The organism is Sulfuriferula sp. (assembly GCF_054605375.1).
On the sequence record NZ_JBTSEG010000012.1, the window covers coordinates 1 to 23,236 of the forward strand.

The 23,236-nt window shown below is 58.0% G+C and carries 27 protein-coding genes and 1 pseudogene; 12 read left to right on the plus strand and 16 right to left on the minus strand.

Going from position 1 to position 23,236, the window contains the following annotated elements; genetic code table 11:
• The 4 genes from ACYCZJ_RS08360 to ovoA all read right to left on the minus strand — a co-directional run.
• On the minus strand, nt 1-237 hold a 237-nt coding region (locus ACYCZJ_RS08360; RefSeq protein WP_461553775.1), incomplete at its 3' end, for a thioredoxin family protein.
• Nucleotides 238-366: 129 nt separating this feature from the next.
• A complete protein-coding gene (locus ACYCZJ_RS08365; protein ID WP_461553776.1) occupies nt 367-804 on the minus strand; it encodes a DUF3617 domain-containing protein in 438 nt (145 codons plus the stop codon).
• Nucleotides 805-834: 30 nt separating this feature from the next.
• Nucleotides 835-2,007, minus strand: coding sequence for a MalY/PatB family protein (locus ACYCZJ_RS08370; protein ID WP_461553777.1), 1,173 nt, complete (start codon nt 2,005-2,007; stop codon nt 835-837).
• Entirely contained in the window at nt 2,004-4,115 is a 2,112-nt protein-coding gene (gene ovoA / locus ACYCZJ_RS08375; protein WP_461553864.1) for a 5-histidylcysteine sulfoxide synthase, read from the minus strand. The genes ACYCZJ_RS08370 and ovoA overlap by 4 nt, the downstream gene beginning before the upstream one ends.
• 237 nt (nt 4,116-4,352) lie before the next feature.
• Here ovoA and ACYCZJ_RS08380 point away from each other — a divergent pair, with 237 nt between their 5' ends.
• The 4 genes from ACYCZJ_RS08380 to ACYCZJ_RS08395 all read left to right on the plus strand — a co-directional run bounded on the left by ACYCZJ_RS08380 (nt 4,353) and on the right by ACYCZJ_RS08395 (nt 5,687).
• Entirely contained in the window at nt 4,353-4,688 is a 336-nt protein-coding gene (locus ACYCZJ_RS08380; protein ID WP_461553778.1) for an ElaB/YgaM/YqjD family protein, read from the plus strand.
• A gap of 6 nt (nt 4,689-4,694) precedes the next feature.
• Complete coding sequence (locus ACYCZJ_RS08385) at nt 4,695-5,087, plus strand: phage holin family protein (protein WP_461553779.1); 393 nt, start codon at nt 4,695-4,697, stop codon at nt 5,085-5,087.
• Nucleotides 5,084-5,362 (plus strand): YqjK family protein, encoded by a 279-nt coding sequence (locus ACYCZJ_RS08390; RefSeq protein WP_461553780.1) that lies wholly within the window; start codon nt 5,084-5,086, stop codon nt 5,360-5,362. The genes ACYCZJ_RS08385 and ACYCZJ_RS08390 overlap by 4 nt, the downstream gene beginning before the upstream one ends.
• Before the next feature lie 112 nt (nt 5,363-5,474).
• Nucleotides 5,475-5,687: a hypothetical protein gene (locus tag ACYCZJ_RS08395; RefSeq protein WP_461553781.1), complete on the plus strand. Its 213-nt coding sequence runs from the start codon at nt 5,475-5,477 to the stop codon at nt 5,685-5,687.
• 138 nt (nt 5,688-5,825) lie between these two features.
• Here ACYCZJ_RS08395 and ACYCZJ_RS08400 read toward each other — a convergent pair whose 3' ends face one another.
• The 12 genes and pseudogenes from ACYCZJ_RS08400 to tsaE form a co-directional block, all read right to left on the minus strand.
• Entirely contained in the window at nt 5,826-7,160 is a 1,335-nt protein-coding gene (locus tag ACYCZJ_RS08400; protein WP_461553782.1) for a DEAD/DEAH box helicase, read from the minus strand.
• A 288-nt stretch (nt 7,161-7,448) separates the two neighbouring features.
• Nucleotides 7,449-8,060 carry a hypothetical protein gene (locus tag ACYCZJ_RS08405; RefSeq protein ID WP_461553783.1) on the minus strand — a complete coding sequence of 204 codons (612 nt, stop codon included), beginning with the start codon at nt 8,058-8,060 and terminating at the stop codon, nt 7,449-7,451.
• Between the two features lie 5 nt (nt 8,061-8,065).
• Nucleotides 8,066-8,332 (minus strand): DUF2249 domain-containing protein, encoded by a 267-nt coding sequence (locus ACYCZJ_RS08410; RefSeq protein WP_461553784.1) that lies wholly within the window; start codon nt 8,330-8,332, stop codon nt 8,066-8,068.
• A 13-nt stretch (nt 8,333-8,345) separates the two neighbouring features.
• A complete protein-coding gene (locus ACYCZJ_RS08415) occupies nt 8,346-8,786 on the minus strand; it encodes a hemerythrin domain-containing protein (RefSeq protein ID WP_461553785.1) in 441 nt (146 codons plus the stop codon).
• Nucleotides 8,783-9,889 (minus strand): hypothetical protein, encoded by a 1,107-nt coding sequence (locus tag ACYCZJ_RS08420; RefSeq protein WP_461553786.1) that lies wholly within the window; start codon nt 9,887-9,889, stop codon nt 8,783-8,785. The genes ACYCZJ_RS08415 and ACYCZJ_RS08420 overlap by 4 nt, the downstream gene beginning before the upstream one ends.
• Entirely contained in the window at nt 9,883-10,209 is a 327-nt protein-coding gene (locus ACYCZJ_RS08425; RefSeq protein ID WP_461553787.1) for a metal-sulfur cluster assembly factor, read from the minus strand. Before ACYCZJ_RS08425 ends, ACYCZJ_RS08420 begins: the two co-directional genes overlap by 7 nt.
• Before the next feature lie 95 nt (nt 10,210-10,304).
• The gene (locus tag ACYCZJ_RS08430) at nt 10,305-10,634 is read right to left on the minus strand and encodes a DUF1971 domain-containing protein (protein ID WP_461553865.1); all 330 of its coding nucleotides are present in this window, start codon (nt 10,632-10,634) and stop codon (nt 10,305-10,307) included.
• Nucleotides 10,608-10,925: pseudogene (fdxA, locus tag ACYCZJ_RS08435) on the minus strand (ferredoxin FdxA); the annotation flags it as partial. The gene ACYCZJ_RS08430 and the pseudogene fdxA, both read right to left, overlap by 27 nt.
• Nucleotides 10,922-11,467 (minus strand): hypothetical protein, encoded by a 546-nt coding sequence (locus ACYCZJ_RS08440; RefSeq protein ID WP_461553788.1) that lies wholly within the window; start codon nt 11,465-11,467, stop codon nt 10,922-10,924. The gene ACYCZJ_RS08440 and the pseudogene fdxA, both read right to left, overlap by 4 nt.
• 309 nt (nt 11,468-11,776) lie before the next feature.
• Nucleotides 11,777-13,546, minus strand: a complete 1,770-nt coding sequence (gene mutL / locus ACYCZJ_RS08445) for a DNA mismatch repair endonuclease MutL (protein ID WP_461553789.1) — start codon at nt 13,544-13,546, stop codon at nt 11,777-11,779.
• Nucleotides 13,547-13,609: 63 nt separating this feature from the next.
• Complete coding sequence (locus ACYCZJ_RS08450) at nt 13,610-14,902, minus strand: N-acetylmuramoyl-L-alanine amidase (RefSeq protein WP_461553790.1); 1,293 nt, start codon at nt 14,900-14,902, stop codon at nt 13,610-13,612.
• On the minus strand, nt 14,869-15,363 hold the full coding sequence (gene tsaE, locus ACYCZJ_RS08455) for a tRNA (adenosine(37)-N6)-threonylcarbamoyltransferase complex ATPase subunit type 1 TsaE (protein ID WP_461553791.1): 495 nt from the start codon (nt 15,361-15,363) through the stop codon (nt 14,869-14,871). Before tsaE ends, ACYCZJ_RS08450 begins: the two co-directional genes overlap by 34 nt.
• On the opposite strand from tsaE, the gene queG reads away from it, so the two are divergent.
• From queG to ACYCZJ_RS08495, 8 genes are all read left to right on the plus strand, one after another.
• On the plus strand, nt 15,355-16,434 hold the full coding sequence (gene queG, locus ACYCZJ_RS08460; protein WP_461553792.1) for a tRNA epoxyqueuosine(34) reductase QueG: 1,080 nt from the start codon (nt 15,355-15,357) through the stop codon (nt 16,432-16,434). The two genes, tsaE and queG, sit on opposite strands and share 9 nt — an antisense overlap.
• Nucleotides 16,412-17,230 (plus strand): glutamate racemase, encoded by an 819-nt coding sequence (murI, locus tag ACYCZJ_RS08465; protein ID WP_461553793.1) that lies wholly within the window; start codon nt 16,412-16,414, stop codon nt 17,228-17,230. The genes queG and murI overlap by 23 nt, the downstream gene beginning before the upstream one ends.
• A 46-nt stretch (nt 17,231-17,276) precedes the next feature.
• Nucleotides 17,277-17,903, plus strand: coding sequence for a class I SAM-dependent methyltransferase (locus ACYCZJ_RS08470; RefSeq protein ID WP_461553794.1), 627 nt, complete (start codon nt 17,277-17,279; stop codon nt 17,901-17,903).
• Between the two features lie 114 nt (nt 17,904-18,017).
• Complete coding sequence (locus ACYCZJ_RS08475) at nt 18,018-18,764, plus strand: ferredoxin--NADP reductase (RefSeq protein WP_461553795.1); 747 nt, start codon at nt 18,018-18,020, stop codon at nt 18,762-18,764.
• 188 nt (nt 18,765-18,952) lie between these two features.
• Nucleotides 18,953-19,771: a phosphate/phosphite/phosphonate ABC transporter substrate-binding protein gene (locus ACYCZJ_RS08480; protein WP_461553796.1), complete on the plus strand. Its 819-nt coding sequence runs from the start codon at nt 18,953-18,955 to the stop codon at nt 19,769-19,771.
• Nucleotides 19,768-21,228 carry a sensor histidine kinase gene (locus ACYCZJ_RS08485; protein ID WP_461553797.1) on the plus strand — a complete coding sequence of 487 codons (1,461 nt, stop codon included), beginning with the start codon at nt 19,768-19,770 and terminating at the stop codon, nt 21,226-21,228. The genes ACYCZJ_RS08480 and ACYCZJ_RS08485 overlap by 4 nt, the downstream gene beginning before the upstream one ends.
• Nucleotides 21,229-21,230: 2 nt before the next feature.
• Nucleotides 21,231-22,580: a sigma-54-dependent transcriptional regulator gene (locus ACYCZJ_RS08490; protein ID WP_461553798.1), complete on the plus strand. Its 1,350-nt coding sequence runs from the start codon at nt 21,231-21,233 to the stop codon at nt 22,578-22,580.
• A 163-nt stretch (nt 22,581-22,743) separates the two neighbouring features.
• On the plus strand, nt 22,744-23,235 hold the full coding sequence (locus tag ACYCZJ_RS08495; protein ID WP_461553799.1) for a YeeE/YedE thiosulfate transporter family protein: 492 nt from the start codon (nt 22,744-22,746) through the stop codon (nt 23,233-23,235).
• Nucleotide 23,236: the final 1 nt, after the last annotated feature.

Genomic DNA, 23,236 nt, shown 5'->3' on the forward strand with positions numbered 1-23,236 from the left:
GTAGTGTTGAGTGTAGAGGCGATGAATATCCGGGTCGGAAAAACTTTCCTTGTTGGTCTTGGCACACCAGCCGCACCCATAGCGGCCGAAATACAGGAATATCGGCTTGTTCTGCTGCTGCGCCAGTCGCAAACCCTCACCATAAGAAACAAAAGGATAGTGGTCGGGTGGATCGGCAAAAGCGGGGGCTGCGAAACAACCAGCAATCAACAGCATACCCAGCAACAGACGTTTCATCTTATTCTCCTCACAGCATAATTATGCGCATCACTCTACCGTAGTCACCGGCAGCTTTCCATGGTTGTTTCAGCATCCGCCTGACGCCAGTATCTCCTGCATAACCTGAAAAACCCTGTCTAACAGACTTCAATTTGCACAGACCCCCTTGCGCTGACTGTCATAACTGATTTTTATTTGCTCGACTTGCCCGCCTGGCATGTCCACTACCGTCTCTAAAATGCCGGTGTAGTGGGTCGCGCTCAGATAAGTGACCTGCCCCATCCCGCGTTCCTTTACCGGGCCTTGCGCACAATCGAGGGTCCAGCTCCAGGCATTACCACTACGCCGCGCGGGTTGAATGACGCACCCCTTCCGCGCAATCTGCGGTATGAACTGGCTGACGTCCTCCATGTCCTGCGCGGTCATGCAACGGGTTTGTACGCGATCGCCACTGGGCGCGGCGACACCATTCATTTGCATCTGCATGTGGGTTGCCCACAAACCGGGTTCCAGGTTGATCGGTTTAGCCTGGCTGAGATGGCTGCATGCAGCAAGAAAACAAGAAACCAAAGCGGTGCGCAGCATACTGATTCCCCTCAATTGCATGTAGACAGTCTAGCCGGATAAGCCTTGCGCCTGGCTGACGCGCCGCAGTGCAGCAACAATGATGTGTCTGGGCGCGGCCAGATTCAGGCGCATGAAGCCGCTGCCGCCGGTGCCGAAAACCGTGCCCGCGTTCATACCCAGCCTGGCTTGATGAATAAAGAAGTCCCGTAACGCGACATCACTCAATTGCATGTCGCGGCAATCGAGCCAGAGCAGATACGTGCCTTCAGGTGCAATCGCGCGGATACCGGACAGGTGCTGACGCACATAGTCGAGCACAAAATCGCGCGTATCCTGCAAGTAGGCCATGAGTGCATCAAGCCAGGCGCCACCTTCACGATAAGCGGCTTCGAATGCCACGATGCTGAACGGGTTGCTGGCGCTGACATGCTGGCTGGCGAATACGGTGCCGATCGCAGCGCGTACTTCCGGGTTGGAGATGATCAGGCAGGACAGGCCCAGGCCGGGAATATTGAAGGTCTTGCTCGGTGCCACAGCGGTGATCAGGCTGTCGGACTCGTCCGCCAGGGTGGCCAGCACGGTGTGATGCTGGCCAGGATAGACAAGATCGGCGTGAATTTCATCGGATAGCACCACCAGCTTGTGCCGGCGTGCGATACGCAGTATCTCGGCGAGTTCGTCCGGTTGCCAGACCCGTCCCACCGGGTTGTGCGGCGAACACAGCAACAGCAGTTTGGCACCACTGGCAGCGCAGTGCTCGAGGTGGTCGAAGTCAATCCGGTATCTGCCGTCGATCAGCTGCAAAGGATTTTCAACAAGCTGCCGCGAACTGCTGGTCACCGCAGAGAAAAACGGGAAATACACCGGCGGTTGCACGATAACACCCTCGCCTGGCCGGGCAAACGCCATGACCGCCGCATGCAATGACGGCACCACGCCGGGACACATCAGGATCCATTCACGTTTGACCGCCCAGCCATGGCGCTGCTGCATCCAGCCGATCAGCGCGTCATAGAGACTGTCCGGATAACGTGTATAGCCATAGATGGGATGTGCAGCACGCGCCGCCAGTACCGCGGTAACAGCAGGCGGGGCAGCGAAATCCATGTCCGCCACCCACAGCGGAGTCACTTCTGCGGTGCCGAAATACGCAATGCGGCCGTCGTATTTGACGCTGTCAGTCCCTTCGCGCGATATCGCCTGGTCGAAGTCAAAACTCACACGATACGTTCCCACAGGGTCACTTCAGCGAGGGTGTGCTGAAACTTGCGCCGCGTTTCGCGGATCACGAAAGGCACATCCTGCGGCGCCTGCACCAGGCGGAAATGTTTGCCCAGCAGTATTTTCAATCCATCCAGCGTGGTGAAATTCTCGCCATCCTTTTTGTAGCCCCCCACCCAATCCTCGCGCCGGGTGTGCTCTTCCAGCCAGGTATAGGGCGAGCTCAGCATCAGGATTCCACCCAGGTTGATGCGCTCATGCACGCTGGTGAGAAACTTGGCCGGGCTGTACAGGCGGTCGATCAGGTTGGCGGCAAGAATGAAATCGTAGCCGCTGAGGATGGGTTTGAGGTTACAGGCATCGCCCTGCAGAAATGCCACCTTGCCGCGCAATCCATCCAGTCCCAGGTCGGCCAGGCGCCGGGTTTTGTACGACACCAGTTCGCCTTCGTCCACCAGCGTGTAGCGCACGCTGCCCTGCTCGGCCAATTGCACGCCGAGATTGATAAAGCGGGCCGAGAAATCGACGCCGGTCACATGGTCAAAATGCCGTGCCAGCTCGAAGGTGGCACGCCCGGTCGCGCAGCCCAGGTCGAGTGCGCGATGTGCTGGCTTGTCACCCATTGCGCGGATGGCAATCTGCGCCAGCGTGCCGGGGAAATTGGGCACGCCGTAATATTCATCGCCATAATGGAATTCAGCATATTCGGAGAGTTGCTTGTCGCTCTCGTAAAACACATTCGGCGCACTGGCGGGCGCATCGCTCACCACATAACGGAACCCGGCATGCTGGAAGAAGTGGCGGCGGAAGGCATAACGTGCGCTACGCAGCGACTCGTTGCCACAGCTGATCCACGAACCCCCTTTAAGCAGATTGTGGCGGCCATCGAAAGTGGGCGTGGTGAAATCGTCATAAATCGGGTGAACCTCAAAGCCTTCCAGCGGATAAATCGGCGTTTCGGTCCATTGCCAGACATTACCCACCACATCGAACAGCTCGCCGTGACGATAAGTCGTGACCGGACAAGCGGATGCCCAGCGATCGAGATGTAAATTGGCGCTGGCAGCCTGATCCGACGGCACTTCGGCCACACCGGCTACATCATACAGGCGATACCATTCGTCCTCGGTGGGCAGGCGCACAGGTTGACCGGTTTGCCCGGCTTTCCAGTTACAGAATGCCTTGGCCTCGTGGTAGTTGACTTCCACGGGCCAATCCCACGGCATGGGCACTTCTTCTGTCATCAAGCGCAGGTGCCAGTTGCTGCCATCAGCAATCCAGAAATTGGGGTGCTGCGCCTGACTGAAATTCCGCCAGCCGCGCCCTTCCTCCTCCCACCAGGCGTCCGTCCGGTAGCCACCGGCATCGACAAAGCCCTGAAATTCACGATTACTGACCAGATACTGGCTGACCTGAAACGGGCTCACGGCAGCCTCATGCAGACCGTATTCATTGTCCCAGCCATAGTGCGGATCGGATTGCTCCTTGCCCAGACGCACTGCGCCGCCCTCTATCGACACCAATTCATTGCCTGGCGGCTCACCCGCCAGTTTGCATGCGCCCCATGCAGCATGCGGTTGAACATGAGCCAGCGCATGCTGACGAATCAGCACTGAAGATGTCTCCAGATGGATGCGCTCGTGCTCAATGCCCATCACGATGGCCCACCAGGGGTGATTCCAGTCGATCGGCAGGGTCAGCGGGGCGCTGGCGATTACTTGATCCACCAGCGCACGCACCTGGTCGCGGTAGGCGCGCAATTCGGCCAGACGCGGCCAATCGTAGTGGGTATCAGTCAGATCATCCCAGCTCATCTCATCCACCCCCACCGAGAATATGGACTCGAATTTCGGGTGGATACGTTCGCTGATAAGGCCTACCAGCAATAACTTGTTGATAAAAAATGTAGCGGTATGGCCGAAATAGAAAATCAGCGGGTGGCGCAACGGGATGGGTTTTTTGTAATACGCTTCATCACAGACGAGTGTCTCGAACAATTGCTCGTAACGGTCAAAAGTGGTGTGGAAATAATCGCGGATTTCTGCGCGCATGCGTTCCGGGTCATTGCCATAGAGGCATGGTGTACGGGCAAACAAACTGCGGTGCATTGGATCCAATTTTGTAATCTCGTTTTTAGGGTGCTAAACGTAAAGGTAACTTGCCAGAGCATGGGAGACAAGTTTCAAACGAAAAAAATCCTTTCTCCTAGGCAGATATCCCGACTCGGTCTACAGTGAAAACAGGAGTTCAGGCATTCGGGGTATTTGTTATCTGTTACTATCCTTACAGGCCTGAATATTAGCAACACGATTCACGCATTAATAATTTGAGAGGGAGAAACGACCTTGAGCACAAAAAAATTAACCTCAGAAACAGATTTTACCGACATTACCAAAGACCAGTTGATTTCTGACTTCAAGGTGGTGATTGCCGACGCCGAAGCTTTGCTCAAAGCCACTGCCAACCAGGGTGGCGAAGCCATGGCGGCAGTGCGTGCAAAAGCCGAGGAATCCCTCGCTGCCGCAAAAATCAAAATGGCCGATGCCCAGGCTGCGCTACTCGAAAGAACCCGTGCCGCAGCGCGGGCAACCGATGATTATGTGCATGAAAACCCGTGGAGAGCAGTAGGTATCTCCGCCGGCGTAGGCCTGGTTATTGGTTTGCTGATTGGCCGTCGCTAAACAGGGATGACTGCGGAAAACAATCCAGCCAGCAAAGGGTTGCTCGAGTCGTTAAAAGCGCTCACCGGCACGTTGATTGCCATCGTTTATACGCGTCTGGAGCTATTTTCGACCGAGCTGGAAGAAGAACGCGAGCGGCTGGCAATCTTGTTGATGTTGATGCTGGTTGCCTTATTCTGTATCGGCGTGGGCGTGGTGCTTGCCGTATTGCTGATTGTCGTGGCGTTCTGGGATACTCATCGTCTGCTGGTTCTGGCTGGACTCACAGGGGTGTTTTTGATCGGCGGGCTTTCCGCCTCCTGGTTGGCACTGCATAAACTGCGCACCAAACCCAGGCTGTTTGCCGCTACCCTCGCGGAACTCCGCCAGGACAGTGCACAACTGGATGCCCATAAATGAGACATCACCTCAATCAGCTCGCCCGCCGTCGCCATCATTTGCAGGCACTGGTGGCGAGCCAGCGGATTGAACTTGGGCAATATATGGAACCCCTGCGCGCCCCTTTGGCGCGAGTTGATCAAGGCGTGGAAGTGGTGCGTTTTGTATGGCGAAATCCATTACTCGTGGCGGGTGCAAGCACACTTTTTATGGTTTTACGTTCTAAAGGCAAAGGTAAATGGCTACGCCGCAGCTGGCTGGCATGGCAGCTTGCACGCAGATTTCTCAGGAAGTGAACGCTATAATAATCAACGTCTGATCTGCGGGCATCGCTTCGCAGAACAACAACACTGGAAGCCTGGAACGCAGCCAGGCGCTGCTTTCCATCGAATTTTTCAAGGGGCAAACATGAATGCAATAAGAGTGATGGCGATCGCATTAATCGTGGCCGGCGTCCTGGCACTGGCATATGGCGGATTCAGTTACACCAAGGAGACGCAGGAGGTCAAACTGGGTTCGTTCGAACTTTCGGTCAAGAACAAGGAAACAGTCGATATTCCAGTCTGGGCTGGGGTGGGTGCGATAGCAGCCGGCGTAATCATGCTGGTGATGCGTAAATAAAACTGTCACGGCAACCCGATCGATAACGGCTTACCAGCCTGTGCCCACAGGACACAGGCTGGTAAGCCGTTCGGCAATTTACCCTATAAACCGCATACGGCCTTCGCGACTGCAGGGAGTCGCGAAAACCTGAATCACTTAACGATTACGACCGCCAGTACGATGCAAGGCGGGTGCACGCGCAGCCGGTTTGGCACCACCACCTCCGGCAGGCCGGCCAGCCGGCTGACCGCCGGATCTAGCCGGCGTACGTGCCCTGCCCTGCCCGCCCCCGCGCGGCTGGTTGCCACGCTGGCTGCCGTTGAGTATCGGCTCCGCCTTGATGCGCGGGTCGGGTTCGAAGCCCGGCAAAATCTCGGCGGTTAAATCACGTTTGGTCAGCCTGGCGATATCCGCCAGCAGTTTGTGCTCGTCCACACAGACCAGCGACAGCGCTTCGCCTTCACTGCCTGCGCGTCCGGTGCGGCCAATGCGGTGCACATAATCCTCGGCCACATTGGGCAGCTCGAAATTGACCACGTGCGGCAGCTCGCTGATATCGATGCCACGTGCGGCGATGTCGGTGGCAACCAATACCTGCAGGCTGCCGTCCTTGAACTCCTTCAATGCACGCGTACGCGCCGCCTGACTCTTGTTGCCGTGGATCGCCATGGCCGGAATGCCATCCTTGTCGAGCTGCTCCGCCAGTCGATTGGCAGCGTGCTTGGTACGGGTAAATACCAGCACCTGGAACCAGTTGTGTTCCTTGATGAGATGGGTGAGCAGTTCACGCTTGCGCTCGCGATCCACCGCGTAGGCTTTTTGCGAGATCAGCTCGGCAGTCGCGTTGCGACGCGCCACTTCGATCATGGCCGGATTATTCAACAGGCTGTCTGCCAGCGTCTTGATCTCGTCCGAGAAGGTCGCGGAAAACAACAGTGTCTGGCGCTGTTTGGGAATCAGCGCCATGATTTTCTTGATGTCGCGGATAAAGCCCATGTCCAGCATGCGGTCGGCTTCGTCCAGCACCAGAATTTCGACTTTGGACAGATCCACGGTCTTTTGCTGGGCATGATCAAGCAGACGTCCCGGCGTTGCCACCAGGATATCCACACGGCTGCGCAGCTTCTGGATCTGCGGGTTGATGTTGACACCACCGAACATCATCATCGAGTTCAGCTTCAGATATTTGCCGTACTCGCGCACGCTTTCTTCCACTTGGGCTGCGAGCTCACGCGTCGGGGTCAATATCAGGGCGCGAATCGGGGGACGGCCTTCGGACGGGCCTTTGACAGCCTTGTCGGCAAGGCGATGCAGGATCGGCAAAACAAAACCGGCGGTCTTGCCGGTTCCGGTCTGCGCGCCGGCCAGCAGATCGCCGCCGGATAGCACGGCGGGAATGGCCTGCGACTGTATTGGGGTTGGGTCGGTATAGCCGCGCTCGGTAACGGCACGGACGATTTCTTCGGATAAACCGAGGGATGCGAATGACATAAATTTCCTGAAAAACAGATCGGCCTGTCGCTGCATAGGCAGCGCCAGTCTTGGGCAGGCGGATGGGGGTTTGAAAGCCGGATAGGCAGCGGGATTGAGACTGTAGCAAACACCGCAGGCATGCATTCTAGCAGAGTGCAGGGGATTGCGCTGATTTGATGGCAAAACCTGTCCCGCCTGCAATATCAAAGCGAGGACAGAACTTTAGCGCAAGCTGGTTTGCGGCTGGAAAAGCAGTAGCCTCCAGCCCTGGGCTTCGTATCGCGGCGCCGCTTAAGAAAGCGGGTATCAGTGGCTGCGGTGCAGGATGAATACCGTCGCATCCTCGCCGTAATCGAGCAGGATACGGCGTACCCGGTCCTGCCATAGCGCTCCGAAGCGCCGGGTTTCGTCCGCAGTGGCCGCTCCGGCCAAACATCGTTGCATCAGGGCGCCGGTTTCGGGAGCGGCGGCCACTCCGCCAGGATTGGCCTCCGCATCCACCTGCCCGCCACCGTCAAGGCGGGTGTAGCGGATTTCCAGCGGCACCTCGCTGTGGAAAGACAGCAACCCTCGCCGCTCGAAGCGCCCGGCCAGGCCCTTGAAGCCGCCGTTGGCGGCGGCTCCCGTCAGCATCGACACTACATTAGCGATAACACCTGTGACGCCAGTCGATGCGTCGGCAGCGAATTCGACACGCACCGCGCCGCGCTCCGGCATGCCCTCGCCATAGAGAGCAAGCAAGGCCTGCCGGGTAAGCCAGTAGGCCGAGGCGACTGTCGGGCAGGAATGTCCGGCCAGCTTGACGGCATCGAGATAACTGTAGTCGATGATGCCGTCTCCAACGGCACCGAGAAAGGCTGCGAGGGGATCATGCAGCCGGATATGCGGCACGGCATCGAAGAAATCGGGATACTTCATCCGCGTCAACCGGCCAGCTTGATGAAGTCGATGACGATAACCCCGGGGTCCCGCTGCTGGTAGTGGATATTCACGCCCTGCCCGTAACGCTGCCGCAACTGATCCAAGAGAGGGAGAGGATCGTGGTCATTGCAAAAGCGCATCGTTTCCCCCGGGTGGAGAGCATCCAGCGCGCCAAAAATGGCCGCGTGGCGAAAACGCTTGGCAATGCCGCGCGCGTCAAAAGGATAGATGGCGTCAGGGGAGAGATGCTGGTGAGGCTGGTGATTCATGTCAATACTCCTATCAGTCGGGAAGTTCAGGGTGGTCAGAAAATGGCTGCGGCGATTGGCCGAAGCCTGCGAGGAACTCCGCCGGCAGAACCATCTCTGCGGCGGCGAACAGTTCATGCTCCTCGAAGCGGACATGGGCTTTGAGGGTGATGCCGAACGGCTTCAGAGCGGTATCGTCGCCGGCCGCGATTCGCTCCACAAGCTCGCGTAGCAGTCGATGCTCTTGCCGGGTGCGGCGCACGAGATTGACGACTCCCGCTGCTTCCAGATGCGGCAGCATGGACTCTTCTTCGACGCGGAAATGCGGTTCCACCTCCCGGCTAAAAACCGCCGGCACCGACGCGAGCAAAGCCGCCATGGCGGCAGCGTCAGCGGCTTTGGCTATGCGCTGCGCCAGCACGAGTGCGGTATGGTGCTCCCGCGACAATTTCAGCAGCGCCGCGCTGCGCTTCATGGCTTCGCCTCCTTGTCCGGTACGCCGCGTAAAGCACTGGCAAGCAGGGTCAGGATGAAGAGCAGCAACGCGGCCCCGTTGGCGACGCCCGACCACTGGCGCAACGGCCACATGCCCAGAATATCTCCCGCCACGCGAGCCAGCAGCGAGAGATGCAAAGCGGCAAGCGGCAGATAGAACACCGGGTGGTAGGGAATCTTCACGCGCATGACCGCCGGGAAGATGATCGGCGCGTGACCGATCACCATGGAAAAAACGAAACCGAGGAACACGGCGTGCAGGGCGGCATCGCGCCAAACGTGTCCGGGAATGAGGGCACCGGTGAGGCCAAGCAGGCCGCCGGTCGCCAGCCAGGCATAGCCCGACAACAGGCAAACGGCGATGAAGCGTGTCAGGCCCGTCTGGCGCACGGTCTTGCGGGCAATGTCGTAGCGCAACAACCAGATGGCGAGACCCAGCATGCCGAGTGCAAACAGCCGCAGGCCATCTGCATTTCCCGACACAGCGATGCCTGTTCCGGCACCCATGACGACGAGTATGCTGATGAAGAATTGTCTTGCGACAGGCTGCGGCGGCAGGAAGCGCGTGAGCTCCAGGCGTTCGCCCGCAATGGTGAGGACGAGGAAGGCCATCCACAGGGGTACGGCGGCGCCGATGTTCGCATCAACCTGCCAGACCAGATTGCCGGCCAGCCAGCACAGGGCGCCGAGGGCCAGGGTAGCGGTGAACAGAGCCGGCTGTTGCCGAAACACCATGCCGCTTGCCGTTGTCAGCACCGCGCTGGCCAGGATGAACAGCGATTGGGGAGCCCATTCGGGCGCACCGGCCAGGAGAACAATGCCGCCCAGGCCTGCGCAAAGCGGTGCGAGATAGGGCCAGGCCCGGCGAAGGGCCACCGCCCGCTCGAGGCTGATCACGGTACCGAAAAAGGCCGCGATCATCAGTGCGCCGTGGCCCGCCGCCCGCGCCTGGGCGAGCGCCGGTACATCTAGCGCCAACCGGGCCAAGCCCGCCAGCACGCCCATAACGAGAGCGATCATCCCGAGCATCAGCATGGGCAATCGCAAGGCGGGCGGCACGTCGCGCATGGCCAGCTTCACCACTCGAAATGCCGGCGGGCCTCGGCGCTCATCATGGATGGCTCCCACGGCGGCGACCAGACCAGCGCAACCTCGATCCCGGCTCCCCGGGGGAGCGCGGCGCGGAGTACCGATTCGACATCTTCCACAATCATTTCCCCCATCGGGCAGGCAGGAGACGTCATGGTCATATCCACGCAGACAACGCCGTCCTCCACCGTAATGTCATAAACCAAACCGAGATCGACGATGTTCATGCCTACTTCGGGATCGATGACCTCGCGCAACGCCTCCCGGAGTTTGTCCGGGCTGGGGATGGAATCCGCGGGCGGGCTAATAATCATGGCAAATGTAAAGATACATTATTAATACATGTTAATGGTATCACCCGGTATTTTTATAAGCAACATCATTTAGCGCCCGGCACACGCCGGGGTTTTCACCGCCAAAAGCTGATATAAAAGCGCACCGGCCCTACGGCCTCCACATGATGGGGCACATCGGGGGGAATCCAGGCTTCGCGCTCCGGCGCTAAATGCCAGCTCCGCCCGCTACCGTCATCAAGACAGTATCGCAGGCTACCGTCCAGGAGCACGATGCGCCCCCAGATACCCGCCTTGGTCCGGTGGTCGTGCCGCAATCCTTGCGGGATACTGTCCGCATCGAACTCGGGGGTGCGTTTATATTCTTCCAGCAGCGAGGCTGGCCTGGGTATAGACGTTTCCGCCGCTGTCTTGCCTTCATCCAGATAGCGCCGCTTATCCTGGATTTTCCCCCACTCCCCGGCATCTGGCAGCGCGGGTTTTTTCTGGATGATGACCGGCCAACGGGCCGCTAATCGCGCATTGATTTCCAGGTATTCCTCCTGCCCATCGGGAAGGTTTGCATCAAGAAAGATGGCATCGACAGGGCATTCCGGTACGCACAGCGCGCAGTCGATGCACTCGGCGGGATCAATGGTCAGAAAATTCGGGCCCTCGTGAAAACAGTCCACCGGGCAGACGGTGACACAATCCGTATATTTACAGCGAATACAGGATTCCGTAACGACATGCGTCATGGGTTGTTTTCCTTCCGAAGCTTTTTGCGCGGGCGATGATCCAGACCGGTAAAAACGAAATGAATGAGCCACAGCAGGGCGAGCAGCAGGGCAAGGGCGCGATGCCAGGGCAGCAATCCACCCAACCCTTGCCAGATCAAAAAACCAAAGAGCACGACGAGACTGGCCAGAGCCAGGAAAATACCTTCCACCAGGGCACCCAGTCCCTCGCGCAAAGGGCCCTGTTGCAATGGCGCGCGCACTTGCCTCCCAAAAGCATGGCGGCTCTGCGCAGACAACAGGAAGATCCGCTGCGCCGCGACTCTCCCCGACGGGCTGAAAAGAAGCCATAGCCATTCGCCCGCCAGGAACATCGCCGCTGCCAAACCATTGACCACATGGAAGGCACGGAGGTGCATGTTCGCCCACGCCATGAGCAGGCCGCTGGCAATCTGCGCGGTGACTGTCAGCACCGTTCCCAGGAGAATTGCCAGGGCCAGCCAGGATCTTCTTTTCGCTGCCATATTTTTGTTCCCAGACATGGAGTTAATAAACGCAGCCATAGCGGCCCCGCCCTCTGTCCTGCGGCTGCCGGCCGGCCTGCAGTGCCGCAAAGAGCTTCCGGAATATGCGGATGAACCAGGGCACGGCCAGGTAAAATATAGCAGAAGAGAAGTTATTTACCCCCCTATTGCTACAGTATGCGCCCTGCCACAGCTTGCGGATTTGCAAGCCAGGCATGCCCGGGCGGAGGTTCAACTCCCGCTCCCGGTAAGTGATGGCCTCACCCAGCGGGCGCGTGCCAAGCGGATTCCGGCATATTGTTTATTCGTTAACTCCGCGGCTAACTGCTTTCTTTTGGCTCATTCCTGTTATTTTCCGCGCATGAACATTTTGTCCAGTTCCGCCAGACTGATCTGGAACCAGGTGGGCCGGCCATGATTACACTGGTTGGCGCGTTCGGTGGTTTCCATTTCGCGCAACAGCGCATTCATTTCGGTAATGCTCAATTGCCGGTTGGCGCGCACCGCACCGTGACAGGCGAGCGTGCCGAGCAATTCGTTGCGGCGTTCGGTAAGCACGCGGCTGGCCCCCCATTCGCGCAATTCGTGCAGCACATCGCGGGCGAGTTGCGCAGGGTCGGCATTTTGCAGCAGTCGCGGTACGGCGCGCACGGCCAGGCTGGTGGGGGACAGCGGTGCAATCTCGAAGCCGATTTCGTGCAGGGCGGCCGCGTGCTCTTCGGCCGCCGCCACGTCCAGCGCATCGGCCTGGAATGCAGCGGGGATGAGTAACGGCTGGCTCGCCACCGCTTTTTGGTCGAGCGCAGTCTTGAGCTTTTCATACACCACCCGTTCATGCGCGGCATGCATGTCCACCAGCACCAGGCCGGCTGAATTCTGCGCGAGGATATACACGCCGTGCAGCTGGGCGATGGCGTAGCCCAGCGGGTGTGCGGCGGTTTCTTCCGTCTGCGCGGCAACGGTTTTTGGCAGCGGCAGATCGCGCGTCATCAGGTCGTAAAAAGTGGTGGGTTGCGCCACACCCAGCGGCATCGGCGCCTGATAAGGCGCGCCTGAGGAAAACACCGGGCGCGCGGCATGGCTGGCAGGCTCGGGACTGGCCAGTTGCGCCTGCGCTGCCGGGTTCTCGCCGCCGCGCCCGGCCAGCGTCCTGTTCAATGCGTGGTAGAGAAACTGGTGCACAGCGCGGCCGTCGCGGAAGCGCACCTCGATCTTGGCCGGATGCACGTTCACGTCCACCAGCGCCGGATCGAGTTCCAGAAACAGGCAATACGCCGGATGGCGATCATGGTGCAGCACGTCGCGGTAGGCCTGACGCAGCGCGTGGGCGATGAGCTTGTCACGCACGAAACGGCCATTCACAAAAAAATACTGCGCATCGCGGCTGGCGCGTGAATAAGCAGGCAGCGCACTCATGCCGGCAAGGCGCAATCCGGCAGCGGATTCGTCGATTTCCAGCGCGGAGGCGGCGAACTCTTCGCCCAGCAATGCTGAGATGCGGCGGCGCGCGTCCTCGCTGCGTAGGTGATGCTGGGCGCGGCCATTATGCTGCAGGCTGAATGCCACATCCGGCCGCGCCAGCGCAATGCGCCGAAACGCTTCCTCGCTATGACCGTATTCGGTGGCCTCGGATTTGAGAAATTTACGCCGTGCCGGAGTATTGAAATACAGGTCGCGCACTTCAATGGTGGTGCCCGCTGCCAGCGCCGTGGGCTGGGGTTCTCCGGGCCGGCCGCCGTCTGTCTCTATCTGGTGGGCATGATCTGCGCCGACAGCGCGGCTCGCCAGGCGCAGCCGCGCCACCGCGGCGATACTGGCCAGCGCTTCGCCGCGAAACCCCAGACTGGCAACGCGCTCCAGGTCATCCAGGCTGGCGATCTTGCTGGTGGCATGGCGTGCCAGGGCGATCTGCAATTGCGCTGCCGCAATGCCGGCGCCGTTATCCGCCACGCGCATCAGCTTGATGCCGCCCTGCTCCAGTTGCACGCGAATCTCCGTCGCCCCCGCATCGAGGCTGTTTTCCAGCAGTTCTTTCAACGCCGATGCCGGGCGTTCGACCACTTCGCCAGCGGCAATCTGGCTGATCAGCAAATCGGGGAGGAGTTGTATGGCAGACATGGGCTATCCAAAAATCGATCGCCCGATTATACCCGGCTGGTCAACCCGGCCGGGTATCAAAAATCATGAATTTGCCGCCAGTTTGGCGCGGATGGTCGCGGGGTTGGTGGCAAAGTAGTGCTTGATGCCATCCACAATGGCGGTGGCCATCTTGTCCTGATAAGCGTCGTCGGTCAGGCGCTGCTCCTCTTCAGGATTGGAAATGAATGCGGTTTCCACCAGGATGGACGGAATGTCCGGGGCTTTCAGCACAGCAAAACCCGCCTGTTCAACGCGACCTCTATGCAAGTGATTAATGTCGGAGAGTTCGGTCAGCACCGCATGTCCCAGGCGGCGACTATCATCGTTCGTTGCGGTTTGCGATAAGTCTATCAAGGTACGCGCCAGATTCTTGTCTTTCACACCGACGTTCACCCCACCGACCAGATCGGCGTCATTTTCATTCTTCGCCAGCCAGCGTGCAGCCGCACTCGATGCACCATGCTCGGACAAGGTAAACACGCTGGAACCACGTGCCGTGCGTTTGACAAAGGCATCCGCATGGATAGACACAAATAAATCCGCATTCACTTGACGCGCCTTGTCTACACGCTCACCCAGCGGAACAAAATAATCACCAGTGCGGGTCAATACAGCACGCATGTTCGGTATGGCATCGATCTTGGCCTGAACGCGTTTGGCTATTTCCAGCGTCACATTTTTTTCGAGAGTGCCCTTGGCGCCATGCGCGCCGGGGTCGACGCCGCCATGGCCTGGGTCAATCATCACGGTAATCAGGCGGGTAATTTTGAATTGCGGTTTTTTGTCGCGTGAACGCGCTACTTTATCTTCTTTCTGCGTATCAGTTGGTGCAGCTATCTCGGGGTTGGCGAGGTCTTCTGCTTGCGATTCTGCAGCGGCGCTGTCTGCGCCAGGGATTTGGGCATGGGCTGAATAAAGGTCCAGCACCAGTCGATTACCATATTCACCTTCCGGTTTAAGGCTGAATATTTTCGGCTGCACCGCACCGCGCAAATCCAATACCAGCCGCATCACGCCGGGCCGGTTGAGTCCGGCGCGCAAATCGGTGATCAGCGGATCGTTGCTGTCGATTTTTCCGGACAGGTCCTGCAATGCGCGTGAGGGCTCGACATCTTCCAGATCAATGACCAGGCGCTCAGGGTTACTGAGAGTAAAGAGTTTATAGCGGATGGGTTTGGCCGATTCCAGGGTGAGGCGGCTATAATCGGCAGACGGCCAGTAACGCACAGCGTTGACTTCGTTGGTTGCCCAACTCAGGATCGGCGCAAACAACAATACGGCCAGCAATCCCCAGCGGGTTATCAGTGCTTTGTTCCTCTCAGTTGATTTAACCATTGCCTGCCCGCCTCCGTTTCCGCCATCAATTCGGCTGCTCTACCGCTTTCACACATTTTCAGCAGCACCCGTACATCCGGCCTGGGGAGCCAGACGCCGGCTTTTTCCGGCCATTCGACCAGGCAAATGCTGTCTGAATTGAAATATTCTCTGAACCCCGCTTCTTCCCATTCTAACGGATCTGCGAAGCGATATAAATCAAAGTGATATAACTTTAACCTAGAAATAGCATAAAGCTCAACCAAAGTATAGGTCGGACTCTTGACTTTTCCCTCATATCCGAGCCCTCGCAAGAGTCCGCGTGCAAGCGTGGTTTTACCCGCACCCAGGTTGCCATCCAGATAAAACACCAGGCCTGGCGCCAGTATTCGCGCCATGTCTGCGCCCAAAGCAAGGGTTGCGGCTTCATCGGGCAGGTGAAGAGTGAGCGGCGGCAGGGTATCATCGGCAGGATGGATCATGGCGAACTCGATTTAACGAAACTGGTACAGGATATCAAGGCGTGGGGGCAGGAACTCGGCTTTGGCGCAGTGGGCATCACCGGTTGCGCGCTGGACAACACCGAGGTGGAGCTGCTCGCCTGGCTGGATAAAGGCTACCACGGCGAGATGGATTATATGGCAAAACACGGCACCAAACGTACGCGGCCCGCCGAGCTGGTGCCCGGCACGGTGCGCGTGATTTCGGTGCGCATAAACTACCTGCCGCCACAAGCTGCCGAGAGCTGGGCAGTGATGGGTGACGGCGATCTCGCCTTCATTTCCCGCTATGCGCTGGGGCGCGATTACCACAAGGTGCTGCGCACCCGCCTGCAACAACTGGCGACGCGTATCGAGACAGTCGCGGGTACATTCAGCTACCGGGTGTTCACCGATTCCGCCCCGGTGATGGAAGTGGCGCTGGCTGCCAACGCCGGACTGGGCTGGCGTGGCAAGCATACCCTGCTGCTGGATCGCGCCGCCGGCTCATGGTTTTTCCTCGGCGAAATCTATACCGACCTGCCCTTGCCGGTGGACAAGCCGGTTTCCGCACACTGCGGCAGTTGTCAGGCTTGCATTGATATCTGCCCAACGCAGGCGATTGTGGCGCCCTATGAACTGGACGCGCGGCGCTGCATTTCCTATCTCACCATCGAGCATTCCGGCAGCATTCCCGTTGCGTTGCGCCCGCTGATGGGCAACCGTATCTACGGCTGCGACGACTGCCAGTTGGTGTGTCCGTGGAACCGCTTTGCCCAGACCAGCGAACTGGCCGATTTCGCGGTGCGCAACGGTCTGGATAGCGCTACCCTCGCGGCCCTGTTCGCCTGGAGCGAACACGACTTCGACGCCCGCCTGCAAGGCAGCGCAATCCGCCGAATCGGCCATGAACGCTGGCTGCGCAACATTGCCGTGGCATTGGGAAACGCACCGACCAGCGACGTAGCTATGCATGCCCTGCACAGCCGTGCCGGCCACCCCTCGGCACTGGTGCGCGAGCATGTACAATGGGCGCTCTCGCAACATCGCAATGCCCAAATCCATGCAGATTGATCCCAAACAACCCATCGGCGTATTCGACTCCGGCATCGGCGGACTCACCGTCGTGCGAGCCCTGATGGAGCGCCTGCCGTTCGAAAACATCGTCTACTTCGGCGACACCGCGCGCGTGCCCTATGGCGTCAAATCGGTGGAAACCATCGCCCACTACACCACCCAGATCGCCGAATTTTTGCTGGAAAAACAGGTCAAGGTACTGATCATTGCCTGCAATACCATGGCCGCCGTCGCCGCTCAGGAAGTGCGCGACATGTCGCCGGTGCCGGTGCTGGACGTGATCGAAGCCGGTGCCGTCGCTGCCGTGGCGGCCACCCGCACCCGCCAGATCGGCGTCATCGGCACGCCTACCACCGTCAACAGTAATGCCTACGCCCGCGCCATTCAGTCGATGGCGGCCGATGCGCGTATCTATTCCCAGGCCTGCCCGCTGTTCGTGCCGCTGGTTGAGGAAGGCTGGCTCGACCATGAAGTCACCCGCCTGACCGCACAGGAATATCTCAAACCGGTGCTGGCGGAACATATCGATACGCTGGTGCTGGGCTGCACCCACTATCCGCTGCTCAAGCCGCTATTGCAGAACGTGATGGGCAAAGACGTGAAACTAGTGGACTCCGCCGAAGCCATGGCCACCCGTACCGCGGCATTATTGGCGGAACAAGGCCTGGCCAACACCGACCCCGTCCCGCCACACTACGAATTTTACGTGACCGACGTGCCGGTCAAATTCCAGACCATTGGCGAACGCTTTTTGGGACGTTCGTTGAATCATGTGCATGTGGTGAAGTGGTAAAGATGGGTGGCAATTACCCGCGCTCGCATATCCGGAAATAATTGACATGAAACTGAGTCCGCAGGATCTGGAAAACATCTCCGCGCTTACGTTGCAGCACTACAACCAGCGTTGTGAGGACTTCTGGGAAGGCACACGCCATCATGATGTGAGCCAGAACATCGCGGCGCTACTGCAATATATTGAAGGCGAGCCGCCCTGCACCTTGCTGGATTTCGGCTGCGGGCCGGGACGCGATCTCAAGGTGTTTTCCGAGCTTGGTCATCGCGTGATCGGTCTGGATGGCGCGGCACAGTTTGCAGAAATGGCGCGTGCATATAGCGGCTGCGAAATATGGCAGCAGGACTTTCTGAAACTGGATTTGCCGCCCGATCACTTCGACGGGGTGTTTGCCAATGCCGTGCTGTTCCACATTCCCAGTCAGGAACTGCCTGCCGTGCTGAGGCAATTGCAAGCGACACTGAAACCGCGCGGCGTGCTATTCAGCTCAAACCCGCGCGGCAACAACATTGAAGGCTGGAACGGCGGACGCTACGGCGCCTATTATGATCTGCCAACCTGGCAGCAATATATGTCGGATGCCGGTTTTATTGGGCTGACTCACTATTACCGCCCCAGCGGGTTACCGCAAGCAGAGCAGCACTGGCTGGCCAGCGTGTGGAGAAAGCCATAAATAGCCTGTCCGCAGGAAAATCGAAGCAGTTAGAACCACCATTAAAAATGACAGTCTATAATTTATGAACGCGGATATATTTCCGGATCACAAACAAGTTATGGAGCGTATTACATGCCTTATTCTGAACAAACGGTTACAGCCGTACGGCCCTGGTCGGATCGAACCTTCAGCCTGACACTTACCCGCCCGGCAGACTTCGCCTTCGCCAATGGCGAATTCGTAACCATCGGATTGAAGCAGGAAGGCAAGCTTGTCGCCCGCGCCTATTCCATCGTCTCGACCCGCGATGACGACCATCTGGAATTTCTGAGCATCCATGTGCCGGATGGCCCGCTCACCAGTCAACTGGTCAAAGTCCAACCGGGTGATTCAGTCTGGGTAAATAGCAAGACGACCGGATCACTGACGCTGGCGCATGTGTTGCCGGGCCGCAACTTATATTTGCTGGCCACCGGCACCGGCCTGGCGCCGTTCATGAGCATGATCCGCGACCCAGCTACCTACGAAGCCTACGAAAAAGTCATACTGGTGCACACCGTCCGCAACGTGGCTGAACTGGCCTACAAAGAGGAACTGGAGCGCAGATCGAATAATAAACTTCGTTATGTTCCGACCGTAACACGCGAGCCTTTCGCGAACAGCAGCCGTTGCTCGGACCTGTTCATCTCCGGCGAGTTATTCGGCAACCTTGATCTGCCGGCTGCCGATCCGGAGCAGGACCGGGTATTGATCTGCGGCAATCCCGATATGAACCACCAGATGACCGCGTATCTGCGCGACACCGGCTGGACCATGACCAATCATCGGGGCATCGGCAATTTCAGCGTGGAAGCGGCCTTCGTCATCCAGCACACCTGAACCGGGATACAACGCATCTCTGTTTGTGCTCCTTGTTTCCATGCCTTCATGGGGTTTGGCGGCTTTCCGGGAAAAACTTCCGGCACCAAATTTGAGACAAGGAGGCTGAGCCTGCTACCATACGACGACTTATGGAATGGCGCCTGTTTTACACAGCAACCCGCAGCCGGCTAGGATGGGTTACATACGTGGCAGTCTTTTTGATGCTTGCGGGCGCATGGCTGCCGCTTTCCGGGGTAGCTTCAGCTCAGGCATCCGGCCTTACCCCTTACCGCTTCGGCGTATTGCCCCTGCAAAGTCCGAACAAGCTGGCCTCCATGTTTCTGCCGTTGACCAAGGTACTGGAAGATCGACTGCACCGCCCGGTACAATTTGTCACTGCCCCGAGCTTTACTGTGTTTATGCAACGTGTCGCCCAGCGGGAATACGACATGGTGTACCTCAACCCATTGCTGTGCGGCGAAGCGCAAAAATCCGGCTATCACGTTATCGCTAAAATAGCAGGGGAACCCTTCACCGGCATTCTGGTGGTACGCCGCGACAGCCATATCACCGGTCTTGCCGCGCCCCAGCTGCAACCTGGATTGCGTCTGGGCTTTCCCGATCCCGGCGCTTTCGCAGCAACCGTCATGACCCGCCGTTATCTGGAATCCATCGGTATTCCGGTAGACAAGGATTTCGAGGTGAAGTACTTCGGCTCACAGGATTCCGTACTGATGGCGCTTTATTCCGGCCTGGTGGATATAGCGGGCACCTGGAAACCTTCATTGCGTTCCATGCCCAAGCACATCCAGCAATCCTTGCGGATCATCGCCGAGACCCCGCCACAACCGCAAATGCCGATTGCCGTGCGCGACGATATGCCCGCCGGGGATGCCAAAACAGTCGCCGATGTTTTGGTAGAACTGCGTGACACACCGGCCGGACGACAGATACTGCACGGCATGAACCTGCCACAGGGCTTCGTGCATTCCGAAGACAGTCAGTACGCCAAGGTGAGTAGATGAACATGCCTGAACCCGGAAACCTGTCCATCGCGTTTGCCGACACGGCGAAAATCACCACCGGCTTCACGCAAACCTTACGTTTTCGCCTGATGCTTTCAGTCGCACTGGTACACATCGTGCTGATGAGTATTTTCGTCACCGATGCAATCCGCGAGCAATCGGATAAAATTCAGGCCGAACTGTACAGCCGTGGCCGCTCGCTGGTGGCGCTGACCACGGTGGCCTCCACCAATGCCCTGCTTACCGAGGATCTGGCTGCGCTCGCAGAAATCATTCACCGGGTTAAAAGTCAGCCCGATGTCGTGTATTGCGAAATCACCGATTCGCGCGGGCGCGTACTGGGCACCACCTATCCGGAACGCCTCGGTAAAAGATTGCCACCGCTGGCGGCCAGATCGGAACAATTCCCGTTAGCCCCGACCGATCATGTTCTTGACCTGCAGGAGCGAATCCGGATTGCCGGCCAGACAGTCGGTACCGTAACGCTCGGATTGTCTACCGTCCGCATGGACTCGGCATTGACCAGAACCTGGCGCGAAGGCATGTTCTTCATTCTTGCGGCCTTGATAGTGGGCAGCGCAGCCGCCTGGGCGCTATCGCTACTGACCACACGCGGATTGCGCAACATGATGGAAGCGGTGCGCAAGATCAGTCGAGGGGATCTTGACGTCAGGGTCCCCACCAGTTCACGGGACGAGGTAGGCATGCTGGCGGTGGCCTTTAATCATATGGTCGCCTCCCTCAAGCATGCCTCCGAAGAAGCCGCACGTGAACACGAACAGCGCACCCAGGCTGAGCGGCTTGCTTGCGTAGGCGAAATGTCGGCAACGATCGCCCATGAAATACGCAATCCGCTATCCGCCATCATTAATTCGGTCAATCTGCTGGGGGGCGACACCCTGAACCGGGAAGATCGCACCCAGGTAATTTCCATCCTGAACAACGAATCGGGGCGTCTCAGTCGCATCCTGAGCGATTTTCTGGAGTTTGCCAAAATGCGCGAGTCGGAACTGGCCCGCGCAGACCTGAAAAGCCTAATCGAGGAAATCGCCCACATGCTATACCAGGATCATCAGACGGGGAAAAACCTGCGCTTTAGCATCCATTGCGCAGCGGATGCACAAACAGCCTTTTTTGATCACGACCAGATACGCCAGGTACTGTGGAACCTGATGCTCAACGCGTTACAATCCATGCCCGAAGGCGGTGAATTGTCGGTCACGACGCAGCCTTACAGAGAGAAGATCATGGTGCGTATTACAGATACCGGCTGTGGTATTGCGCCGGACTTCCAGAAAAACATTCTCAAGCCTTTCGTTACCAGTCGCAAGGGCGGTACGGGCCTGGGGCTGGCTATCGTGCAACGTATTCTGGTGCAGCACGGCACACAACTGGACATCAAAAGCACGCAAGGTGTCGGCACTGAAGTCAGTTTTCAACTCAACGGAATTAACTAGTCATGGCGACCATTCTGATTGTGGATGACGAGTATTCCATCCGGAAAACGCTGGGACTACTGTTGAAAGCAGACCAGCATCTCGCCCTGGAGGCAAGTGATCTGGCTGCCGCCAGATTATGTCTGGACAAGCACATTGTGGATCTGGTGATCACCGATCTGCGCATCGGTGATGAAAGCGGTCTGGCACTGCTAGCCTATCTGAAGAAAATCGATTACCCGGCGGAAAGCATCGTGATGACCGCTTACGCTTCCATTGAAACTGCTGTAGAAGCCATGCGCCTGGGCGCCTACGATTACCTCACCAAACCCATCAACCCGGACGAGCTGTTATTGCGGGTGCATAAAGTACTTGAAAAAAAATCCCTGTACGAAGAAGTCACGCGCTTGCGCGGCGAATTGTCCGACCGCGACAAACTCGGCCATATCACTGCACGCAGCCCGCGCATGGTTGAAATCCGGAAAATTGTCGAACGTATCCGGGATCGGGATCTGCCGGTACTGATCACCGGAGAAACCGGTACCGGCAAGGAAGTGCTGGCGAATGTCATCCACAGCGTGAGCGCCCGCAGCCACGGCCACTTTGTCGCGATCAATTGCTGCTCCCTGCCGGAAGAGTTACTCGATTCCGAACTGTTCGGACACATCAAGGGTTCGTTCACCAGCGCCACCTCGAACCGCAAAGGCCTGTTTCAGCAAGCGCATGGCGGCACGCTGTTTCTGGATGAAATCGGCGACATCAGCCCGCGCCTGCAGGCAAAATTGCTGCGCGCACTTCAGGAAGGCGAAGTACGCCCGGTTGGCAGCGAAACCTCGATCAAGGTGGATGTGCGCATCATCGCGGCCACCAATTGCGATCTGGAAGAAATGGTGAGCCAGGGCAGCTTTCGTCGCGACCTGTTATTCCGTCTGAATGTGCTCCCCATACACATTCCGCCGCTGCGCGAAAGACGCGAAGACATTCTGCCGTTGATTGATTACTTCCTGGACCTGGAACGCAGACAACTGGGCCGTCACGATCTCAACCTGAGCCCGGCAGCCCGGCAGAAGCTGATTGAGTACGATTGGCCGGGTAATATTCGGGAGTTGAAAAATATTGTGGAGCGCAGTTTCGCACTCTACGGCGGCCCGGTTCTGGATACGCACGAAATCGCCCTGCCGATCAGGCCGAATTCGCTGGAAACCACAGATAAAAACAAAACCCTGGCAGAGGCGGAAGCCGAGCATATCCGCCACGCATTGGCAGAAAATCACGGCAACCAGGTGGCCGCCGCTCGTGTTCTGGGCATCAGCCGCTCCACGTTGCGCCGCAAGCTGGACGAAATGGATCGCTTGCCAACTGTCTCATTCTGACTCATCTCCTGTAGCATTTTAAATCACTTCGCAGCACCTCCCCATCCTGGAATTCGAATCAACACATTGAATTAATACAATAATGTGTTGATGGCACGACCATTGCTTATGGTATCCCAACACGCTGCTCATAGCGTGACCATAAAAACCAATGGAGAGCCGGATGGAGTTATTCAAGAAAACCCTTAATCCTGTTGCCGCACTGGCGATTATCGCAGTGCTCGACATATTTCTGTTTCTGGTGGTTGGTGCCTGGACGGTCGGTGGCGGCGAAACCATGATGACCGGGCTGATCGCCAAATTCTTCATGGGCAGCAATATCGAACGCATCCCGTTCTGGCACGTTGCATTCCCGCCTGACCCCTACTACTGGAAAATTTACATCAGCCTGGGCATGGTATTTGGCGCCTTTGTCGGTGCCGTGCTCAGCAAGGAATTCTGCTGGCGCATGCCGCACCGTCTGACTGAATGGATAATGATCACTATCGGCGGTCTGCTCATGGGAATCGGCATCCGGCTTGCCTTTGTATGCAATGTCAGCACATTTTTCGGGCTGACACCGGAGATGAATCTTGGCGGTTACCTGGCGGTGAGCGGCATACTGGCCGGCACCTGGGTCGGCACTTTGATTTACAAAAAGAACCTGGAGGGATGAC

What these genes read in the sequence shown, in the direction of transcription:
- ovoA (WP_461553864.1), bottom strand. Translation starts at nt 4,115, where the DNA reads ATGCACCGCAGTTTGTTTGCCCGTACACCATGCCTCTATGGCAATGAC.
- ACYCZJ_RS08400 (WP_461553782.1), bottom strand. Translation starts at nt 7,160, where the DNA reads ATGTCATTCGCATCCCTCGGTTTATCCGAAGAAATCGTCCGTGCCGTT.
- queG (WP_461553792.1), top strand. Translation starts at nt 15,355, where the DNA reads ATGGATCATGGCGAACTCGATTTAACGAAACTGGTACAGGATATCAAG.
- ACYCZJ_RS08390 (WP_461553780.1), top strand. Translation starts at nt 5,084, where the DNA reads ATGAGACATCACCTCAATCAGCTCGCCCGCCGTCGCCATCATTTGCAG.
- ACYCZJ_RS08495 (WP_461553799.1), top strand. Translation starts at nt 22,744, where the DNA reads ATGGAGTTATTCAAGAAAACCCTTAATCCTGTTGCCGCACTGGCGATT.
- mutL (WP_461553789.1), bottom strand. Translation starts at nt 13,546, where the DNA reads ATGTCTGCCATACAACTCCTCCCCGATTTGCTGATCAGCCAGATTGCC.
- ACYCZJ_RS08405 (WP_461553783.1), bottom strand. Translation starts at nt 8,060, where the DNA reads ATGAAGTATCCCGATTTCTTCGATGCCGTGCCGCATATCCGGCTGCAT.
- ACYCZJ_RS08450 (WP_461553790.1), bottom strand. Translation starts at nt 14,902, where the DNA reads ATGGTTAAATCAACTGAGAGGAACAAAGCACTGATAACCCGCTGGGGA.
- ACYCZJ_RS08410 (WP_461553784.1), bottom strand. Translation starts at nt 8,332, where the DNA reads ATGAATCACCAGCCTCACCAGCATCTCTCCCCTGACGCCATCTATCCT.
- tsaE (WP_461553791.1), bottom strand. Translation starts at nt 15,363, where the DNA reads ATGATCCATCCTGCCGATGATACCCTGCCGCCGCTCACTCTTCACCTG.
- ACYCZJ_RS08385 (WP_461553779.1), top strand. Translation starts at nt 4,695, where the DNA reads ATGACTGCGGAAAACAATCCAGCCAGCAAAGGGTTGCTCGAGTCGTTA.
- ACYCZJ_RS08395 (WP_461553781.1), top strand. Translation starts at nt 5,475, where the DNA reads ATGAATGCAATAAGAGTGATGGCGATCGCATTAATCGTGGCCGGCGTC.
- ACYCZJ_RS08485 (WP_461553797.1), top strand. Translation starts at nt 19,768, where the DNA reads ATGAACATGCCTGAACCCGGAAACCTGTCCATCGCGTTTGCCGACACG.
- ACYCZJ_RS08490 (WP_461553798.1), top strand. Translation starts at nt 21,231, where the DNA reads ATGGCGACCATTCTGATTGTGGATGACGAGTATTCCATCCGGAAAACG.
- ACYCZJ_RS08425 (WP_461553787.1), bottom strand. Translation starts at nt 10,209, where the DNA reads ATGATTATTAGCCCGCCCGCGGATTCCATCCCCAGCCCGGACAAACTC.
- ACYCZJ_RS08415 (WP_461553785.1), bottom strand. Translation starts at nt 8,786, where the DNA reads ATGAAGCGCAGCGCGGCGCTGCTGAAATTGTCGCGGGAGCACCATACC.
- ACYCZJ_RS08475 (WP_461553795.1), top strand. Translation starts at nt 18,018, where the DNA reads ATGCCTTATTCTGAACAAACGGTTACAGCCGTACGGCCCTGGTCGGAT.
- ACYCZJ_RS08440 (WP_461553788.1), bottom strand. Translation starts at nt 11,467, where the DNA reads ATGGCTGCGTTTATTAACTCCATGTCTGGGAACAAAAATATGGCAGCG.
- murI (WP_461553793.1), top strand. Translation starts at nt 16,412, where the DNA reads ATGCCCAAATCCATGCAGATTGATCCCAAACAACCCATCGGCGTATTC.
- ACYCZJ_RS08365 (WP_461553776.1), bottom strand. Translation starts at nt 804, where the DNA reads ATGCTGCGCACCGCTTTGGTTTCTTGTTTTCTTGCTGCATGCAGCCAT.
- ACYCZJ_RS08470 (WP_461553794.1), top strand. Translation starts at nt 17,277, where the DNA reads ATGAAACTGAGTCCGCAGGATCTGGAAAACATCTCCGCGCTTACGTTG.